This window comes from Paraburkholderia sp. Ac-20336, from assembly GCF_017105025.1.
Classification (GTDB): Bacteria; Pseudomonadota; Gammaproteobacteria; order Burkholderiales; family Burkholderiaceae; genus Paraburkholderia.
This window is the reverse complement of record NZ_JAAGPS010000081.1, coordinates 1-14783: the sequence shown is the minus strand read 5'-3', so window position 1 is coordinate 14783 and position 14783 is coordinate 1. Positions and strand designations below refer to the sequence as shown.

Below are 14783 nucleotides of genomic sequence, written 5' to 3'. Positions count from 1 at the left end.
ACGGGGTGTGGGATGAACGGTCGTGATTCGGTGGAAGTCCCGGCGCTGCTCGATGCGGCGCGTACGGTGTCGATGGTGCTGACTGCCGTGGAAGAGCTTGCGGACGTGCTGTCTACGTCTCGAGTGGAAGGCGGTATGCCTGCCTATCCTTTCGCGTGCAATGCCGCGTTTTCGATGTTGGCGCAGTATGCTCAGTCGAAGCTGGGGGATGTGGAAGGCTTTCTTGCTTCGGCATCCGAACTTTCGCATGCGAAACCGGTGGAAGTTTCGCATGGGAGTGCAGCGGCGTGATTTTGCGTTACGTGTAACGGTTGCTTGCTGTATCTTTGCCGGTCCTCGCGACCGGCTTTTTTTGTCAGTGCGATGACGCTGGAATCCGTCAAGGGCGCGTAGCGGCGAAGCGAACCCTTGACGGGCAATGAAAAGATACGCTGGTCAATGGGGAAGGGGCTGGCCTCATCTGCCCCTTCCCCATGCTGAACGCGGCCTACAGAAGCTTCGGTTGCTGGTCTAGTATCCAGCGATCTATTGCGCGCGTTACAGTGCTTCTATGGACCTTGTAGAGCTTTGCGATAGCTGTGTGGTTATAGCGATTCGTGCGCCAAAGCCTTATCGCTTCCTCCTCTTCCGGCTTTGTCAGTTTGCGTGGCCGTCCGAGCTGAATCCCGCGATCGCGCGCAGCCTGTATGCCCGCCATGCTCCTTTCTCTGATTAATTCGCGTTCGAACTCTGCGAACGCGCCTAGCATCTGCAGCATAAGGCGGCCGGCTGGACTGTTTGTATCGATTTTTTCCGTGAGGCTTTCGAAGTCGCATCCGCGGTCGTGAAGATGTTCGATGACCGTCAGTAGATTTTTTAGTGATCTGGCGATGCGGTCCAGTTTGTAGACAACTAGTGTGTCGCCTTGGCGGATGTTGCGGAGGATTTTTTCGAGAACCGGTCGGCGCAGCGTTGCGCCGGACCTTTTTTCTTCGTGGATTACGTCGACACCGGCTCTGTGAAGTGCATCAAGCTGCGCGTGTGTTTCTTGGTCCTGCGTTGACACTCTTGCGTAACCTATTCTCATTTTTGCTCACGTAACGGGTTGGCCCGCTACGGATTATGCAAATGTGAGTGTATTTCTGCTTTTTGCGCTAAACCCCTTATTTTCGCGCTGCAGCAAATGAAAGTGGACAGCGCCCGCCTTGCCTTGCCGCGTGACTTCCCAGCCCGCGAGCGGCTCGTGGGCAGCCGTTTCGAGCGCCTCGCCCGCTTCGACATAGAGAAAACCGTTCGCGCCGACGAGCGGCGCCGCCACGGCCAGCGCCGGGCCGAGCAGATCGGCGCCGAACGGCGGATCGAGGAACACCACGTCGAACGAGCCGGGCGCGAGACTCGCGGCAAGACGTAGGCCGTCCGCCTCGGCGATTTCGATCGCGCGCGCCGCGAGGCGCTGCTGGTTCGCGCGCAACTGGCCGGCGGCGCGCGCATTGCGCTCCACCATCAGCACGCGCGCCGCGCCGCGCGACGCGGCCTCGAAGCCGAGCGCACCGCTGCCGGCGAACAGATCGAGGCAATGCTGGCCATCCAGACGCTGGCCGAGCCAGTTGAACAGCGTTTCGCGCACGCGGTCGGGCGTGGGGCGCAAGCCGTCCAGATCGAGCACGGGCAATGGCGTGCGCTTCCAGTCGCCGCCGATGATACGAATGGCGTGCGGCTTGCCGCCTTTGGACGAAGCGCCGGCGGCGCGTGAAGGTGCTAAACGGGGCATGCGGTTTCTTGCAGTTTCTATGACCTGGTGACGACGCCCGCGACGCGCAGGCGCGCGGACCGGAGCGCCCACGTTACCACAGGGGCGTCCCGCGTCCAGCCTGGCCGATCGGCCGATACGACGCGCCGCGGCTCGCCTGATAAAATGTGCGGCTGCCAGCGCCTTGCCTTTCGCATCGCGGCGCTGCCCTCCTTCGCCGGTCCCGTGCCGGCTGCGCGCATCGGCGCGCTCTCCAATACGCCAGATCATGTTCAGTTTTTTCAAACGATTCAAGGGTTCGAAAGAGTCCGATACCGCCGCAGACGAAGCGCAGGCGGCGCAAGACGGCGCGCAGTCCGAAGCCATCGCCCCGCTGCCCGAGGAAGCGGCGCTGCCGCCCGCGGCCGCGACCGTCTTCGAGCCGCAACCGCAGGAAGCGGCCGAGGCCGGCTTTGACGCCGAATTCGAAACCGAATTCGAAGCCGTCGAGGAAACCGTCGAAGTCGTCCCGCCGCCCGTGCAGGACGCGGGCGCGAAGCGCTCCTGGCTCACGCGCCTGAAAAGCGGGCTGTCGAAAACGAGTTCGAGCCTGACCGGCATCTTCGTTGGCACGAAGATCGACGAGGACCTGTACGAAGAACTCGAAACCGCGCTGCTGATGTCGGACGCCGGCGTCGAGGCCACCGAATTCCTGCTCGAATCGCTGCGCGAAAAAGTGCGCAGCGAGCGCCTCACCGACCCGCAGCAGGTCAAGACGGCGCTGCGCACGCTGCTCGTCGCGCTGCTCAAGCCGCTCGAAAAATCGCTGATGCTCGGCCGTGCGCAGCCGCTCGTCATGATGATCGCCGGCGTCAACGGCGCGGGCAAAACCACGAGCATCGGCAAGCTCGCCAAGCATCTGCAGAGCTTCGACCAGTCGGTCCTGCTCGCCGCCGGCGACACGTTCCGCGCCGCCGCGCGCGAACAGCTGGCGATCTGGGGCCAGCGCAACAACGTGACCGTGGTCGCGCAGGAAAGCGGCGACCCGGCCGCGGTGATCTTCGACGCGGTCGGCGCCGCGCGCGCGCGCAAGATCGACGTGATGATGGCCGACACGGCCGGCCGCCTGCCCACGCAACTGCATCTGATGGAGGAGCTGCGCAAGGTGAAGCGCGTGATCGGCAAGGCGCAAGACGGCGCGCCGCACGAGGTGCTGCTCGTGATCGACGCGAACACGGGCCAGAACGCACTCACCCAGGTCAAGGCGTTCGACGACGCGCTCGGCCTCACCGGCCTGATCGTCACCAAGCTCGACGGCACCGCGAAGGGCGGCATTCTCGCGGCCATCGCACGGCAGCGGCCGGTGCCGGTGTATTTCATCGGCGTCGGCGAAAAGGTCGAGGATTTGCAACCGTTCAGCGCCGAGGAGTTTTCGGACGCGTTGCTGGGTGTTTGAGTTGCGCTTGAGTTACGTTTGAGCCGCGCTTGATCCACACCTGATCCGCGCTCAACCCGTAGCGCGCGGGCGCTTGAGCCCGAAACCAGCAAGAGGGCACTCCACGGAGCGCCCTCTTTTCATTTCAACCCGCCGCCGATATGCCGATGCGTCGCTACGCGACATAGAGCCGAAAAGCCGCCGCGTCACTCGGCATCGGGTTGCGCACCCGGTGCCGCGCGCGCAAACGCATCGAGCTGCATCGCGTGATCGTAGATGCGCTGGATCGTCGGAAACTTCGCCGTGTCGACCTTGAAGCGGTGCGCGTTGAACACCTGCGGAATCAGACAGGCATCGGCGAGCGTCGGCGTGTCGCCGAAACACAGCGTGCCGGTACGCGCGTCGCCCGCCAGATGCGTCTCCAGCGTCGCGAAGCCCGCGTCGATCCAGTGCCGGTACCACGCGTCTTTCGCATCGTCGTCGACGCACAGCGTGTGCTTCAGATAGCGCAGCACGCGCAGATTGTTCAGCGGATGAATCTCGCACGCGACCTGTAGCGCCACCGAGCGCACATACGCGCGATCGACGGGCGTCTTCGGCAGCAGCGGCGGCTCGGGATGCGTCTCCTCCAGATACTCGATGATCGCGAGCGACTGCGGCAACACGTCGTTGCCGTCGACGAGCGTCGGCACGATACCGTCCGGATTGACTTTGCGGTATTCGGGCTTCAGTTGCTCGCCGCCGTCGCGCACGAGGTGCACGGGCACGTAGTCGTACGGCAGGTTCTTCACGTTCAGCGCAATGCGCACGCGATACGCCGCCGAGCTACGGAAATAGCTATAGAGCTTCATGTTGTCTGTCTCCTCCAAACCTGCCCGCGAATCGTCAGACGACGCGCACGCTGAACTCGCCGAGCCCGTCCACGCCGCCCTTCATCAGATCGCCCTGCACCACCGCGCCGACGCCCTCGGGCGTACCGGTGAAAATCAGGTCGCCCGGCTGCAACTCGAACAGCGTCGACAGATACGCCACCGTCTCGCCGACCGACCAGATCAGCTGCGACACGTCCGAGCGCTGCTTGTCCTCGCCGTTCACCGACAGCCAGATCGCGCCCTTGCCGATATGGCCGACCTTCGAAGCCGGATGGATCGGGCCGAGCGGCGCCGAATGATCGAAGCCCTTCGCGGTATCCCACGGACGGCCCAGCTTCTTCGCCTCGCCTTGCAGATCGCGGCGCGTCATGTCGAGGCCGAGCGCGTAGCCGTACACGTGATCGAGCGCGCTTTCGACGGGGATGTCCTTGCCGCTCCTGCCGATCGCCGCGACCATTTCCATTTCGAAGTGGACGTTCTTCGTTTGCGACGGATACGGAAATTCGCCGGTCACGCCTGGTGCGACATAGACGACGGCATCGGCCGGCTTCGAGAAGAAGAACGGCGGCTCGCGGTCCGGGTCATGCCCCATCTCGCGCGCGTGCGCCTCGTAATTGCGCCCCACGCAGTAGATGCGCCGCACCGCGAACTGCTCGCCCGACCCGACGACCGGCACCGCGACCTGCGGTGCCGGTGCAAATACGTAACTCATCCCGTTCTCCGTTTTCCGATTGGCTTACGATCCGCGCCGCCGACGCGGCGAGAAGCATCGAGTGTAACGCGCGGCACGGGCCAATGCGTCCAGGCGCGAGCGCCGAGGCACGGGCTCGGCGCCCCGTTCTTTCTCGCGCGAGCCCCATAGATGCGATACTCATACCGAATAGCATCCTTTGAATCAGCTGGCGACCCGCTCCAGTGCGACGCGCCACGCCGCCCGCCCCCTTACCCGATGACCGCCCCGACCGACACCGCTACCGCCGCCCCCTTCCCCTGCGCCCGCTTCATCAAGGAAATCGGCCGTGGCCCGAACGGCGCCCGCGCGCTGAGCGCCGACGACACCCGCGAACTCTACGCCGCGATGCTCGACGGCCGCGTGGCCGAACTCGAACTCGGCGCGGTGCTGCTCGCGTATCGCGTGAAAGGCGAGAGCGCCGACGAACTCGCCGCGATGCTGGCCGCCGCGCATGCGTCGTTCGAGCCGGTGCAATTGCCGCACGGCGCATATCGGCCCGTGTCGATCCCATCCTACAACGGCGCGCGCAAGCAGCCGAACCTCGTGCCGCTGCTCGCGCTGCTGCTCGCGCGCGAAGGCGTGCCGGTGCTCGTGCATGGCGTCACTGAAGATCCGGGCCGCGTGACGAGCGCCGAAATCTTCGCGGAGCTGCGGATTCCGCACGCGCAATCGCACGCCGAGATCGAAGACGGTCTCGCCGAGCGCCGCCTCGCATTTGCCTCGATCGACGTGCTCGCGCCGAAACTCGCGCATCTGCTCGCGCTGCGCCGGCGCATGGGCGTGCGCAATTCGACGCATACGCTCGTGAAAATCCTGCAGCCGTTCGCGCCCGCGGGGCTGCGCCTCGTCAACTACACGCATCCGCCGTATCGCGACAGTCTCACGCAGCTGTTCAACTCGCATCCCGACGCTGCGCTCGGCGGCGCCCTGCTCGCGCGCGGCACCGAGGGCGAGGCGGTCGCGGATACGCGGCGCCAGGTGCAGGTCGACTGGCTGCACGACGGCATCTGCGAAACGCGTCTGCCGCACGAGCGTTCGTCGCCCGACGCGCCCGAAGTCGAATTGCCCGAAGCGCGCGACGCCGTCACCACGGCCGAGTGGATCGACGCAGTGCTGCGCGGCGAAGCGCCGGTGCCTGGCGCGATCGAGCGACAGGTCGAGCTGATCGTCGAGATCGCGAAAACGGCGCGCTGAAACTCGCCGAAGCGTGGCAATCGCGCGCGAGGTCTGCGACGCCGTCGCGCAGACATGGCGGCCCACGCTCGCCCACAAGATGATCGTCAACCTGCCGGCGAGCGTCGAGGCGGCCACGCCGAACGTGTTCGCCGACCAGATCGAGTGGATGCACCGCAATCTCGGCTATCGCGACAGCATCGTGCTGTCGGTGCATCCGCACAACGACCGCGGCACCGCGATCGCCGCAGCGGAACTCGCGCTGCTCGCGGGCGCGGATCGCATCGAAGGCTGCCTGTTCGGCAATGGCGAGCGCACGGGCAATGTCGATCTCGTGCCGCTCGCGATGAATCTCGACGCGCAAGGCATCGATAGCGAACTCGATTTTTCCGATCTCGCGACGATCCGGCGCGTGGTGGAGCGTTGCACGCGGATTCCGGTGCCGACACGGCATCCGTATGCGGGCGACGTGGCGATGCGGATCGCCGGGGCAAGGAGCGGCGCGAACGGCGCCGCTACCGGTAATGGCAATGGCAATGGCAACGACAACGCGACCGAGCGCGACGAGGCCGGCGAATGCGTCGCGGCCTGAAGCCGGGTCTCAAGCTGAGTGTGTCGTGAAAGAAGCGGAGTGAATCCGCAGCAGCAGAGCGCGTATCCCGTGCTTCGCTGTGGCCGCCGACGCGCTCACGAGGCGCATACCGCAAGCCGAGCCGGACCCGACGTGCATCCGACCCGAAGCCCACGCGAGTCCGCGGCATGAGTCCATGCGCGAATCAGGCGCAAACCCAGCGCGCCCGCAAAACCTGCAAGCCGCTCGCCACATCATGCGAACAAGACGGACGTCGCCGAAAAACGCGTCACTCGATCGCGCAACGCGTCGCCTGCCAGGCGATCAAACGCCACTGCCCATCTTCCTGCGTATGGATCGCCGTATAGGCAATCGGAAACAGCAGCGCGCCGTTGTTCGCTTCCATCTCGATCAGCGCGCGGCCCGTGACGACATACGTTTCGCGCCCGGCCGGCAGCACGTCCTGCGACTGCACCTCGATCTGCCGATAACGGCGGCGCCCCCCCGTAATCCCGTCGATGAACTGCCGCTTCGTCTCGCGTTTGCCGTTCGTGTGGACATAGCTCACGTTGTCCGCGAGCAGCGTGTCGAGCGACTGCCCGTCGCCGTCGACCATCGCACGAAAGCGCTCCCGCTCAAGCCCGCGAATCGCTTCGATCATCTTTGCCACCATTGCAGCCCCTTGCACACCGTAGGCCAAAGGCGGCCACGGTCGTCAGAAGTTATATTGCAAATATAGCTGGCTGAAATTTATACCAGGATTCGGCTCTTTGATACCGCCGTTGGAAATATGCTGGAAGCGGTAGCCCGCAACATATTGCTGATGCGTGCCGAATTGCAGCCCGACGCCCGCCATGTCGGCGAACTGAAACGCGCTGGAAAGCGTGAGGTCGGAAGAAATGCGGGGACTCGTCAGCAGCCGCACGCCGGCGCCCACCTCGACGAACGGCCGCACCGGGCCCGACATCTTGATGAAGCGGATCACGGGCGTCACGCCAACCTCCCCGATGTCGCCATGAACGTTGCCTTCGTTGGTGTGCCACCACGCGACGTGCGCCTCGCCGATCAATGCGAAGTGCCAGTCGCCGACCTGCCACCACGTCCAGTCCGGATCCCACACCATGCCCAGATCGAGCTTCTTGATGTGATGGTCGCCCACCCCGGCCGCCACCTGCACCCCGAACTGGTCGGCGAGCGCCGTACCCGCCGCCGACATCAGCAGCGCGGCCAGCGTGCCTTTTAGAGTAAACCCACGCAAAACAGTGTTTTTGTTCTTCACCTTGCACCCGCACTCACGAGCATTGAAACGATGCGTAACCGTCTGCTTATTCTAAATAAAAACTTAAGAGCGCGGATCGTATGAATAATTGTCTAAATTCGCAATTATTTACTGATAAATAGGAAAATATCAGTCGATTATGAGAACCAAGGCTATTGGGTCGGTAACTTCTACGTTCTCTGAACGACAGCGAAATAGGCTGTCTAATAGCTATCAGATGACGAATCTCAATAGGATTTCCGGGAACTCAGATGCCCCTACAGCCTCTAAGTATTAGCACTCGACAGATCAGAGTGCTAACATCCATCGCTGGAGTCCATCACTGAACACGCTATTGTCTGATTCCAAAGGAGTTTCACACGTGAGCCATGCAATGACCCTTCCGAGTACTCTGAGCCCGTCGTCGGCTAAGGCCGCTCCGGCAGGTGCACTGGCGCTCTCGCATTCCTCGCTGCTGCCCGGCCAACTGGGCAACATCGACGCCTACATCCAGGCCGTCAACCGCATTCCGATGCTGACGCCGACGGAAGAACGCCAGTTCGCCACCGAGTTTCGCGAGCACGACAACCTCGAATCGGCGCGTCGCCTCGTGCTGTCGCACCTACGCCTCGTCGTGTCGATCGCGCGCAACTACCTCGGTTACGGGTTGCCGCACGCCGACCTGATCCAGGAAGGCAACATCGGGCTGATGAAGGCCGTCAAGCGCTTCGACCCAGAGCAGAACGTGCGCCTCGTGTCGTACGCGATGCACTGGATCAAGGCCGAGATCCACGAATACATCCTGCGCAACTGGCGCATGGTGAAGGTCGCCACCACCAAGGCGCAGCGCAAGCTGTTCTTCAACCTTCGCAGCCACAAGCAGGGCCTCGGCGCGTTCACGCCGGACGAGATCGAAGGTCTCGCCAAGGAACTGAACGTGAAGCGCGAAGAAGTCGCGGAAATGGAAACGCGTCTGTCGGGCGGCGACATTGCGCTCGAAGGCCAGGTTGAAGACGGCGAAGAGTCGTACGCGCCGATCGCGTATCTCGCCGACTCGCACAGCGAGCCGACCGCCGTGCTGGCTTCGCGTCAGCGCGACCGGCTGCAAAGCGACGGCATCGCGAGCGCGCTCGAAGCACTCGATCCGCGCAGCCGCCGCATCATCGAGGCGCGCTGGCTGAAGGTCGAGGACGACGGCTCGGGCGGCTCGACGCTGCACGAACTGGCCGACGAATTCGGCGTATCGGCCGAGCGTATCCGCCAGATCGAAGCGAGCGCGATGAAGAAGATGCGCGGCGCACTCGCCGAATACACGTAAAGCCCGCCACGCCGCCGGCTGCGGCCAATACAGCCGATACAGGCTGATACAGCAGCCGGCGCCTCGCACGGGAATCACTTGCTAGTTCAAGCCCCGCCCTCGCAAGACGGCGGGGCTTTTTTCATCCTCACGCGTTCGCTCTCGCGGCGCGTCCATGCCCGCCGATTCACGATCGTGAACACTCACCGGCCGCCACGGCTTCCTTGACGTATCGCAAGTCAGATAGCAATACTGCTCAGACGCGGCGAGCTTCGCGACTCGATGCCGCACGGCCCAATTCAAGCGCGCGAGGTTCGACTCCTACAATCGGCATGCATTCGCCAGATCTCCCGACGGCCCGGGCGGACTGGTCCAGCCGGGTTCACCGGCATGAAGTCGTCTTCGACCGAACATGACCCTAGCCCTCAATCGCCACAGCACACGCCGCTCACGCTGGCGCACCCGGTTCACCCGGTGGGTGCGCGGCCCGACACTGGCACGCGACATCGCCATCATCCTCGCCATCAAATTCGTCCTGCTGATGGCGCTCAAGTTCACCTTTTTCAATCATCCGCAGGCGCAGCACATGATGCTGCCGCCCGAGCAAGTCGCGCAGGCGCTGCTGTCGGTGCCTGTCCCGCATCCGTCCCGAGGTGATCAACATGCCCGTTAGCGAAGTCGTAGAACTATCGCGTCTTCAGTTCGCCATCACGGCGCTCTATCACTTTCTGTTCGTGCCGCTCACGCTCGGCCTCGCGTGGCTGCTCGTCATCATGGAGTCCGTCTACGTGATGACCGGCAAGCCGATCTACAAGGACATGACACAGTTCTGGGGCAAGCTCTTCGGCATCAACTTCGCGATGGGCGTCGCCACCGGTCTCACGCTCGAATTCCAGTTCGGCACCAACTGGGCGTACTACTCGCATTACGTCGGCGATATTTTCGGCGTGCCGCTCGCCGTCGAAGGGCTGATGGCGTTCTTCCTCGAATCGACCTTCGTCGGCCTGTTCTTCTTCGGCTGGAGCCGGCTCTCGAAGGTGCAGCACCTGATCGTCACGTTCTGCGTCGCGCTCGGCTCGAACCTCTCGGCGCTGTGGATTCTGATCGCCAATGGCTGGATGAACAATCCGGTCGGCGCGAAGTTCAACTACCAGACGATGCGCATGGAGCTCGACAGCATCTTCGCGGTGATCTTCAACCCGGTCGCGCAGGTCAAGTTCGTGCACACGGTATCGGCCGGTTACGTGACCGCGTCGATGTTCGTGCTCGGCGTGTCGTCGTGGTATCTGCTCAAGCGCCGCGACACCGAGTTCGCGCTGCGCTCGTTCGCGATCGCCGCCGGCTTCGGCCTCGCCTCGGCGCTATGCGTGATCGTGCTCGGCGACGAATCGGGCTACCGCACCGGCGAAGTCCAGCAGGTCAAGCTCGCCGCCATCGAATCCGAATGGGAAACCGCGCCCGCGCCGGCACCGTTCACGATCTTCGGGATTCCGAACCAGCGCGAACAGCGCACCGATTACGCGATCCGCGTGCCGTACGCGCTCGGCATCATCGCGACGCGTTCGCTCGACGAGCCCGTGGTCGGCCTGCGCGACCTGATTGCGGAAAACGAAGGCCGCATCAAAAGCGGCATGCTGGCCTTCGCAGCGCTGCAAAAGCTCAAGGGCGGCGACGCGACCGACGCAGCGCGCGCCGCCTTCGAAGCGCACAAGGCCGATCTCGGCTACGGCCTGCTGCTCAAGCAGTTCACGCCGAACGTAACCGATGCGACGCCCGAGCAGATCTCCGCGGCGGCGCAGCGCACGATCCCGCCGGTCCTGCCACTGTTCTTCTCGTTTCGCCTGATGGTCGGCCTCGGTCTGCTGTTCCTCGCGACCTTCGTGCTCGCGTTCTGGTTCTGCGCGCAACGCACGCTGCTGCTGGAGAAGCGCCGCTGGTTTCTGCGCTGGGCCGTGTGGGCGATTCCGCTGCCGTGGCTCGCCGCCGAACTCGGCTGGATCGTCGCCGAAATGGGCCGCCAGCCGTGGAGCATCGCCGGCATCCTGCCGACCAGCCTCGCCGCGTCGAGCCTGACGCCGCGCGATCTGTATCTGAGCATCGGCGGCTTCGTGCTGTTCTACACGGTGCTGTTCGTCATCGAGATCATGCTGATGTTCAAGTACGCGCGGCTTGGTCCGTCGTCGCTGCACACGGGCCGCTATCACCACGAGATCGCGCAGCCGGCCGCCCAGCCGCTGTCGCCGAATACGGCCGCGTGACGCGCCGCCGCCACTCCGTTCGAGAGGAATCGACACCATGGATTACGCAACGCTCAAACTGATCTGGTGGGCATTGATAGGCGTACTGCTGATCGGCTTCGCGCTCACCGACGGCTTCGATATGGGCGCGGCGATCCTGCTGCCGTTCATCGCGAAGACGGACGCCGAGCGGCGCATCGTCGTCAACACGGTCGGCGCAACGTGGGAAGGCAATCAGGTCTGGCTCGTCACCGCGGGCGGCGCGATGTTCGCGGCATGGCCGCTCGCTTATGCGGCGTCGTTCTCCGGCTTCTACTTCGCGATGCTGCTCGTGCTGTTCGCGCTGTTCTTCCGGCCGGTCGGCTTCGACTATCGCGGCAAGCGCGACGACCCGCGCTGGCGCAACGCGTGGGACTGGGGCCTGTTCATCGGCGGCCTCGTGCCGGCGCTCGTATTCGGCGTCGCGTTCGGCAATCTGCTGCAAGGCGTGCCGTTCTCGTTCGACAACGACCTGCGCGTCACCTATCACGGCAGTTTCTTCGGGCTGCTCAATCCGTTCGCCTTGCTGACGGGCCTTGTCAGCGTGTCGATGCTGACCGCGCACGGCGCGGCGTTCGTGAAGTGGAAATCAGATGGCGTGATCCACGAGCGCGCGTCGAAGGCGCTGCGGCTCGCGGCGCTCTGCGCGGTCGTGCTGTTCATGGTGGCGGGCGCGTTCGTCGCGACGATGATCGGCGGCTATCAGATCGTCGACGCGCCGCCGCTCGACGCGGTCGCCAATCCGCTGCTGAAGACCGTGATCGGCGCACCGGGCCTGTGGCTCACCAACTACGCGCTGTATCCGTGGATGGTGGCCGCGCCCGTGGCGGGTCTCGTCGGCGGCATTCTGGCGGTGTTGCTCGCGCGTTCGCGCTTCGAGGCGAGCGCGTTTCTGTCGACCGCACTGATGGTCGTCGGCGTGATCCTGACGGCAGGCTTCTCGATGTTCCCGTTCATCATGCCGTCCTCGCTCGACGGCCGCAGCAGCCTGACGCTATGGGATTCGACGTCGAGCCGCCTGACGCTCGAAATCATGCTGGTCGCCGTCATCATTTTCCTGCCGATCATCCTGCTGTACACGAGCTGGGTGTATCGCGTGATGCGTGGCAAGGTGACCGCGGCGGCCATCAAGGAAAACAGCCATTCGATGTATTGAACGGCACGACGTTTTGCGAGTCCGGTAGCATCCAGCGGTTAACGCAAGAGCGGCACCTTGAAAACAAGGTGCCGCTCTTTTTATTCACAGCCAACCGCTGCGAACCGGGGCATGGCTCACGCCAGTACCGGCTCTGCGCCGGCGCCCGCGCCGCCGCCTGGCGACAGTCGCGTCGCGAGCTTCTGCGCATAACGCGGCGCGGCCTCGCCGACCACGACATGGAACGTATCGGTCGCCACCCACGCGGTATCGAGCGAAGCGAGGCGCTGACGATCGACCGCCGACGGATCGCGCACGACGACTCGCAGACGCGTCGCCGCGACCGCATCGAGCGACACTATGTTGCCGGCGCCGCCGAACACGGCGAGCCAGCGCAGCGGATCGGGATCGAGCGGACCGCCCTGCGCGTGCTGAGCCACAGGTTGCGGCGCGGATTGCACGCTCCGCGCGGCAACCGCCGTCGGCGCAACAGCAGCAGCCACGGCAACCGGCGCAGCCCCGACCTCATCGCCGCCACCCTGCGCAATCACCGTGCGGATTTCATCGGCGATGATGTCCGCTTCCGGTCCGATGATGACCTGCACATTGGTCGCGCCGCGCTTGAGCACGCCGCGCGCGCCGATCGTCTTCAGCTCGCTCTCGGACACCTTCGCCGCATCGACCACCGACAGACGCAGACGCGTCGTGCACGCATCCACGACCGACAGATTCGCCGCGCCGCCGAGCGCCGCGATATAGCGTCGCGCACGCGGCACGGCCGCACCGGCGATCGGCGCGACGAAGCCGCCGGCCGTGAACGAATCGGCCTGCTCTTCGGCACCGGCCGGCTCGCGGCCCGGCGTTGCCATGTTGAACTTGCGGATGAAGAAGCGGAACAGCCCGTAGTACAGCACCGAGTACACGATGCCGATCGGAATCGCCCACCAGCCCCGCGTCGACAGCCCGTAGTTCAGCACGTAATCGATAAAGCCCGCCGAGAACGTGAAGCCGAGGTGAATGCCGAGCGCCGAGCAGATCGCGAGCGAAATCCCGGTCAGCAGCGCGTGGATCGCGTAGAGCACCGGCGCGAGGAACATGAAGCTGAATTCGATCGGCTCGGTCACGCCGGTCAGGAACGACGTGAGGCCCATCGAGAACAGCAGGCCGAACACCATCGCGCGGCGCTCTTTCGGCGCTTCGTGATACATCGCGAGACACGCGGCCGGCAGGCCGAACATCATCACCGGGAAGAAGCCCGTCATGAAGGTGCCCGCGGTCGGATCGCCGGCGAAGAAGCGGTGCAGGTCGCCCGTGACCGGCGCGCCGCCCGCCGGCGTGAACGTGCCGAACACGAACCACGTCAGCGAATTGAGGATGTGATGCAGGCCCGTGACGAGCAGCAGACGGTTCAGCACGCCGAACACGAAGGCGCCGAGCGCGCCCGCCGTGGTGAGCCAGTGGCCGGCCACGTCGATCGCGTTCTGCACCGGCTGCCACACGTAGCCGAACACGATGCCGAGTATCAGGCAGACCACCCCCGTGACGATCGGCACGAAGCGTTTGCCGCCGAAGAACGCGAGGTAATCGGGCAGCTTGATGTCCTTGTAGCGGTTGTACAGGAAACCGGCCACGAGACCCGCGACGATCCCCGACAGCACACCCATGTTGAGCTTGTCGTTGATGTCCTTCATCACCGCGATCTGCACCAGATAGCCGATCGCGCCCGCGAGGCCCGCGACGCCGTTGTTGTCTTTCGCGAAACCGACCGCCACGCCGATCGCGAACAGCAGCGGCAGGTTGCTGAAAATCGCGTCGCCCGCGTCGGCGATCATCTTGATGTTGAACACGTCGGGCTGGCCGAGGCGCAGCAGCAGGCCGGCGACCGGCAGCACCGCGATCGGCAGCATCAGCGCGCGTCCGAGGCGCTGAATCTTCAGAAACGGATTTCCATCCATGGGTATCTCCTGTCCTTGTCTCGTAACTGGACGTTGTGGTTAGGTTGTGTGGCGATAGGTGAGGATTGCGCCGGCCCGCGCCGCGAAGCGCGGACCACGCGGCTTCAGTCGAGCGGCCAGGTGGCGCGGCTCGCGGCTCTGACGGCCTGCGCCGATTCGAGCGCGAGCGCATCCTGGGCGCGCTGACGGCACAACGGATAATCGAGCGTGCGCACGCGCGCCTTGATGCCCGGCACCGATACCGGATCGACCGACAGCTCGGTCACGCCGAGACCGACGAGCAGCGGCATCGCGAGCGGGTCGCCCGCCAGCGCGCCGCACACGCCGACCCATTTGCCGCGCTTGTCCGCGCCCGCGACGGTCGCCGCGA

General features: G+C 64.5%; 15 protein-coding genes and 1 pseudogene. 8 read left to right on the top strand and 8 right to left on the bottom strand.

The genetic code is table 11. From position 1 onward, the window contains the following. Window positions 1-12 precede the first annotated feature (12 nt). Window positions 13-291, top strand: a complete 279-nt coding sequence (locus tag GXB81_RS21020; protein ID WP_205990232.1) for a hypothetical protein — start codon at window positions 13-15, stop codon at window positions 289-291. A gap of 196 nt (window positions 292-487) precedes the next feature. On the opposite strand, the gene GXB81_RS21015 is transcribed toward GXB81_RS21020, so the two are convergent. Together GXB81_RS21015 and rsmD are read right to left on the bottom strand one after the other, a co-directional pair. Then, window positions 488-1066: a recombinase family protein gene (locus tag GXB81_RS21015; protein WP_167048364.1), complete on the bottom strand. Its 579-nt coding sequence runs from the start codon at window positions 1064-1066 to the stop codon at window positions 488-490. Window positions 1067-1099: 33 nt separating this feature from the next. Then, a complete protein-coding gene (gene rsmD, locus GXB81_RS21010) occupies window positions 1100-1750 on the bottom strand; it encodes a 16S rRNA (guanine(966)-N(2))-methyltransferase RsmD (protein ID WP_205990231.1) in 651 nt (216 codons plus the stop codon). Window positions 1751-1997: 247 nt separating this feature from the next. Between rsmD and ftsY the strand changes: the two genes are divergently transcribed. Continuing rightward, window positions 1998-3164, top strand: a complete 1167-nt coding sequence (gene ftsY, locus GXB81_RS21005; protein WP_167048368.1) for a signal recognition particle-docking protein FtsY — start codon at window positions 1998-2000, stop codon at window positions 3162-3164. Window positions 3165-3349: 185 nt separating this feature from the next. Here the strand turns inward: ftsY and maiA are convergent, their stop codons facing one another. Beyond that, window positions 3350-3994: a maleylacetoacetate isomerase gene (gene maiA / locus GXB81_RS21000; RefSeq protein WP_167048370.1), complete on the bottom strand. Its 645-nt coding sequence runs from the start codon at window positions 3992-3994 to the stop codon at window positions 3350-3352. Window positions 3995-4028: 34 nt separating this feature from the next. Further along, window positions 4029-4727 (bottom strand): fumarylacetoacetate hydrolase family protein, encoded by a 699-nt coding sequence (locus GXB81_RS20995; protein ID WP_205990230.1) that lies wholly within the window; start codon window positions 4725-4727, stop codon window positions 4029-4031. A 237-nt stretch (window positions 4728-4964) separates the two neighbouring features. Here GXB81_RS20995 and ybiB point away from each other — a divergent pair, with 237 nt between their 5' ends. After that, entirely contained in the window at window positions 4965-5942 is a 978-nt protein-coding gene (ybiB, locus tag GXB81_RS20990) for a DNA-binding protein YbiB (protein ID WP_205990229.1), read from the top strand. A gap of 13 nt (window positions 5943-5955) precedes the next feature. Then, window positions 5956-6429: pseudogene (locus GXB81_RS20985) on the top strand (hypothetical protein); the annotation flags it as partial. A gap of 352 nt (window positions 6430-6781) precedes the next feature. Here the strand turns inward: GXB81_RS20985 and GXB81_RS20980 are convergent. After that, window positions 6782-7165, bottom strand: a complete 384-nt coding sequence (locus tag GXB81_RS20980) for a nuclear transport factor 2 family protein (protein WP_167048376.1) — start codon at window positions 7163-7165, stop codon at window positions 6782-6784. 42 nt (window positions 7166-7207) lie between these two features. After that, window positions 7208-7771, bottom strand: coding sequence for an acyloxyacyl hydrolase (locus tag GXB81_RS20975; RefSeq protein ID WP_205990228.1), 564 nt, complete (start codon window positions 7769-7771; stop codon window positions 7208-7210). Window positions 7772-8132: 361 nt separating this feature from the next. Between GXB81_RS20975 and rpoH the strand changes: the two genes are divergently transcribed. The 4 genes from rpoH (at window position 8133) to cydB (ending at window position 12479) form a co-directional block, all read left to right on the top strand. Continuing rightward, window positions 8133-9068 carry an RNA polymerase sigma factor RpoH gene (gene rpoH, locus GXB81_RS20970; protein WP_167048378.1) on the top strand — a complete coding sequence of 312 codons (936 nt, stop codon included), beginning with the start codon at window positions 8133-8135 and terminating at the stop codon, window positions 9066-9068. 391 nt (window positions 9069-9459) lie between these two features. Next, complete coding sequence (gene cydP / locus GXB81_RS20965) at window positions 9460-9720, top strand: cytochrome oxidase putative small subunit CydP (protein WP_167048380.1); 261 nt, start codon at window positions 9460-9462, stop codon at window positions 9718-9720. Further along, on the top strand, window positions 9710-11305 hold the full coding sequence (locus GXB81_RS20960; RefSeq protein ID WP_205990227.1) for a cytochrome ubiquinol oxidase subunit I: 1596 nt from the start codon (window positions 9710-9712) through the stop codon (window positions 11303-11305). Before cydP ends, GXB81_RS20960 begins: the two co-directional genes overlap by 11 nt. Window positions 11306-11342: 37 nt before the next feature. After that, on the top strand, window positions 11343-12479 hold the full coding sequence (gene cydB / locus GXB81_RS20955; protein ID WP_205990226.1) for a cytochrome d ubiquinol oxidase subunit II: 1137 nt from the start codon (window positions 11343-11345) through the stop codon (window positions 12477-12479). A 116-nt stretch (window positions 12480-12595) separates the two neighbouring features. On the opposite strand, the gene nagE is transcribed toward cydB, so the two are convergent. Further along, a complete protein-coding gene (gene nagE / locus GXB81_RS20950; protein WP_167048386.1) occupies window positions 12596-14413 on the bottom strand; it encodes an N-acetylglucosamine-specific PTS transporter subunit IIBC in 1818 nt (605 codons plus the stop codon). Window positions 14414-14517: 104 nt separating this feature from the next. Further along, on the bottom strand, window positions 14518-14783 hold a 266-nt coding region (locus GXB81_RS20945; protein ID WP_346777808.1), incomplete at its 5' end, for a putative PEP-binding protein.

Bases quoted from the DNA above. Each gene is read 5' to 3' on its own strand.
- maiA (WP_167048370.1), bottom strand. From the start codon at position 3,994: ATGAAGCTCTATAGCTATTTCCGTAGCTCGGCGGCGTATCGCGTGCGC.
- nagE (WP_167048386.1), bottom strand. From the start codon at position 14,413: ATGGATGGAAATCCGTTTCTGAAGATTCAGCGCCTCGGACGCGCGCTG.
- cydP (WP_167048380.1), top strand. From the start codon at position 9,460: ATGACCCTAGCCCTCAATCGCCACAGCACACGCCGCTCACGCTGGCGC.
- cydB (WP_205990226.1), top strand. From the start codon at position 11,343: ATGGATTACGCAACGCTCAAACTGATCTGGTGGGCATTGATAGGCGTA.
- GXB81_RS21015 (WP_167048364.1), bottom strand. From the start codon at position 1,066: ATGAGAATAGGTTACGCAAGAGTGTCAACGCAGGACCAAGAAACACAC.
- GXB81_RS20960 (WP_205990227.1), top strand. From the start codon at position 9,710: ATGCCCGTTAGCGAAGTCGTAGAACTATCGCGTCTTCAGTTCGCCATC.
- ftsY (WP_167048368.1), top strand. From the start codon at position 1,998: ATGTTCAGTTTTTTCAAACGATTCAAGGGTTCGAAAGAGTCCGATACC.
- GXB81_RS20980 (WP_167048376.1), bottom strand. From the start codon at position 7,165: ATGGTGGCAAAGATGATCGAAGCGATTCGCGGGCTTGAGCGGGAGCGC.
- rsmD (WP_205990231.1), bottom strand. From the start codon at position 1,750: ATGCCCCGTTTAGCACCTTCACGCGCCGCCGGCGCTTCGTCCAAAGGC.
- ybiB (WP_205990229.1), top strand. From the start codon at position 4,965: ATGACCGCCCCGACCGACACCGCTACCGCCGCCCCCTTCCCCTGCGCC.
- GXB81_RS20995 (WP_205990230.1), bottom strand. From the start codon at position 4,727: ATGAGTTACGTATTTGCACCGGCACCGCAGGTCGCGGTGCCGGTCGTC.
- GXB81_RS21020 (WP_205990232.1), top strand. From the start codon at position 13: ATGAACGGTCGTGATTCGGTGGAAGTCCCGGCGCTGCTCGATGCGGCG.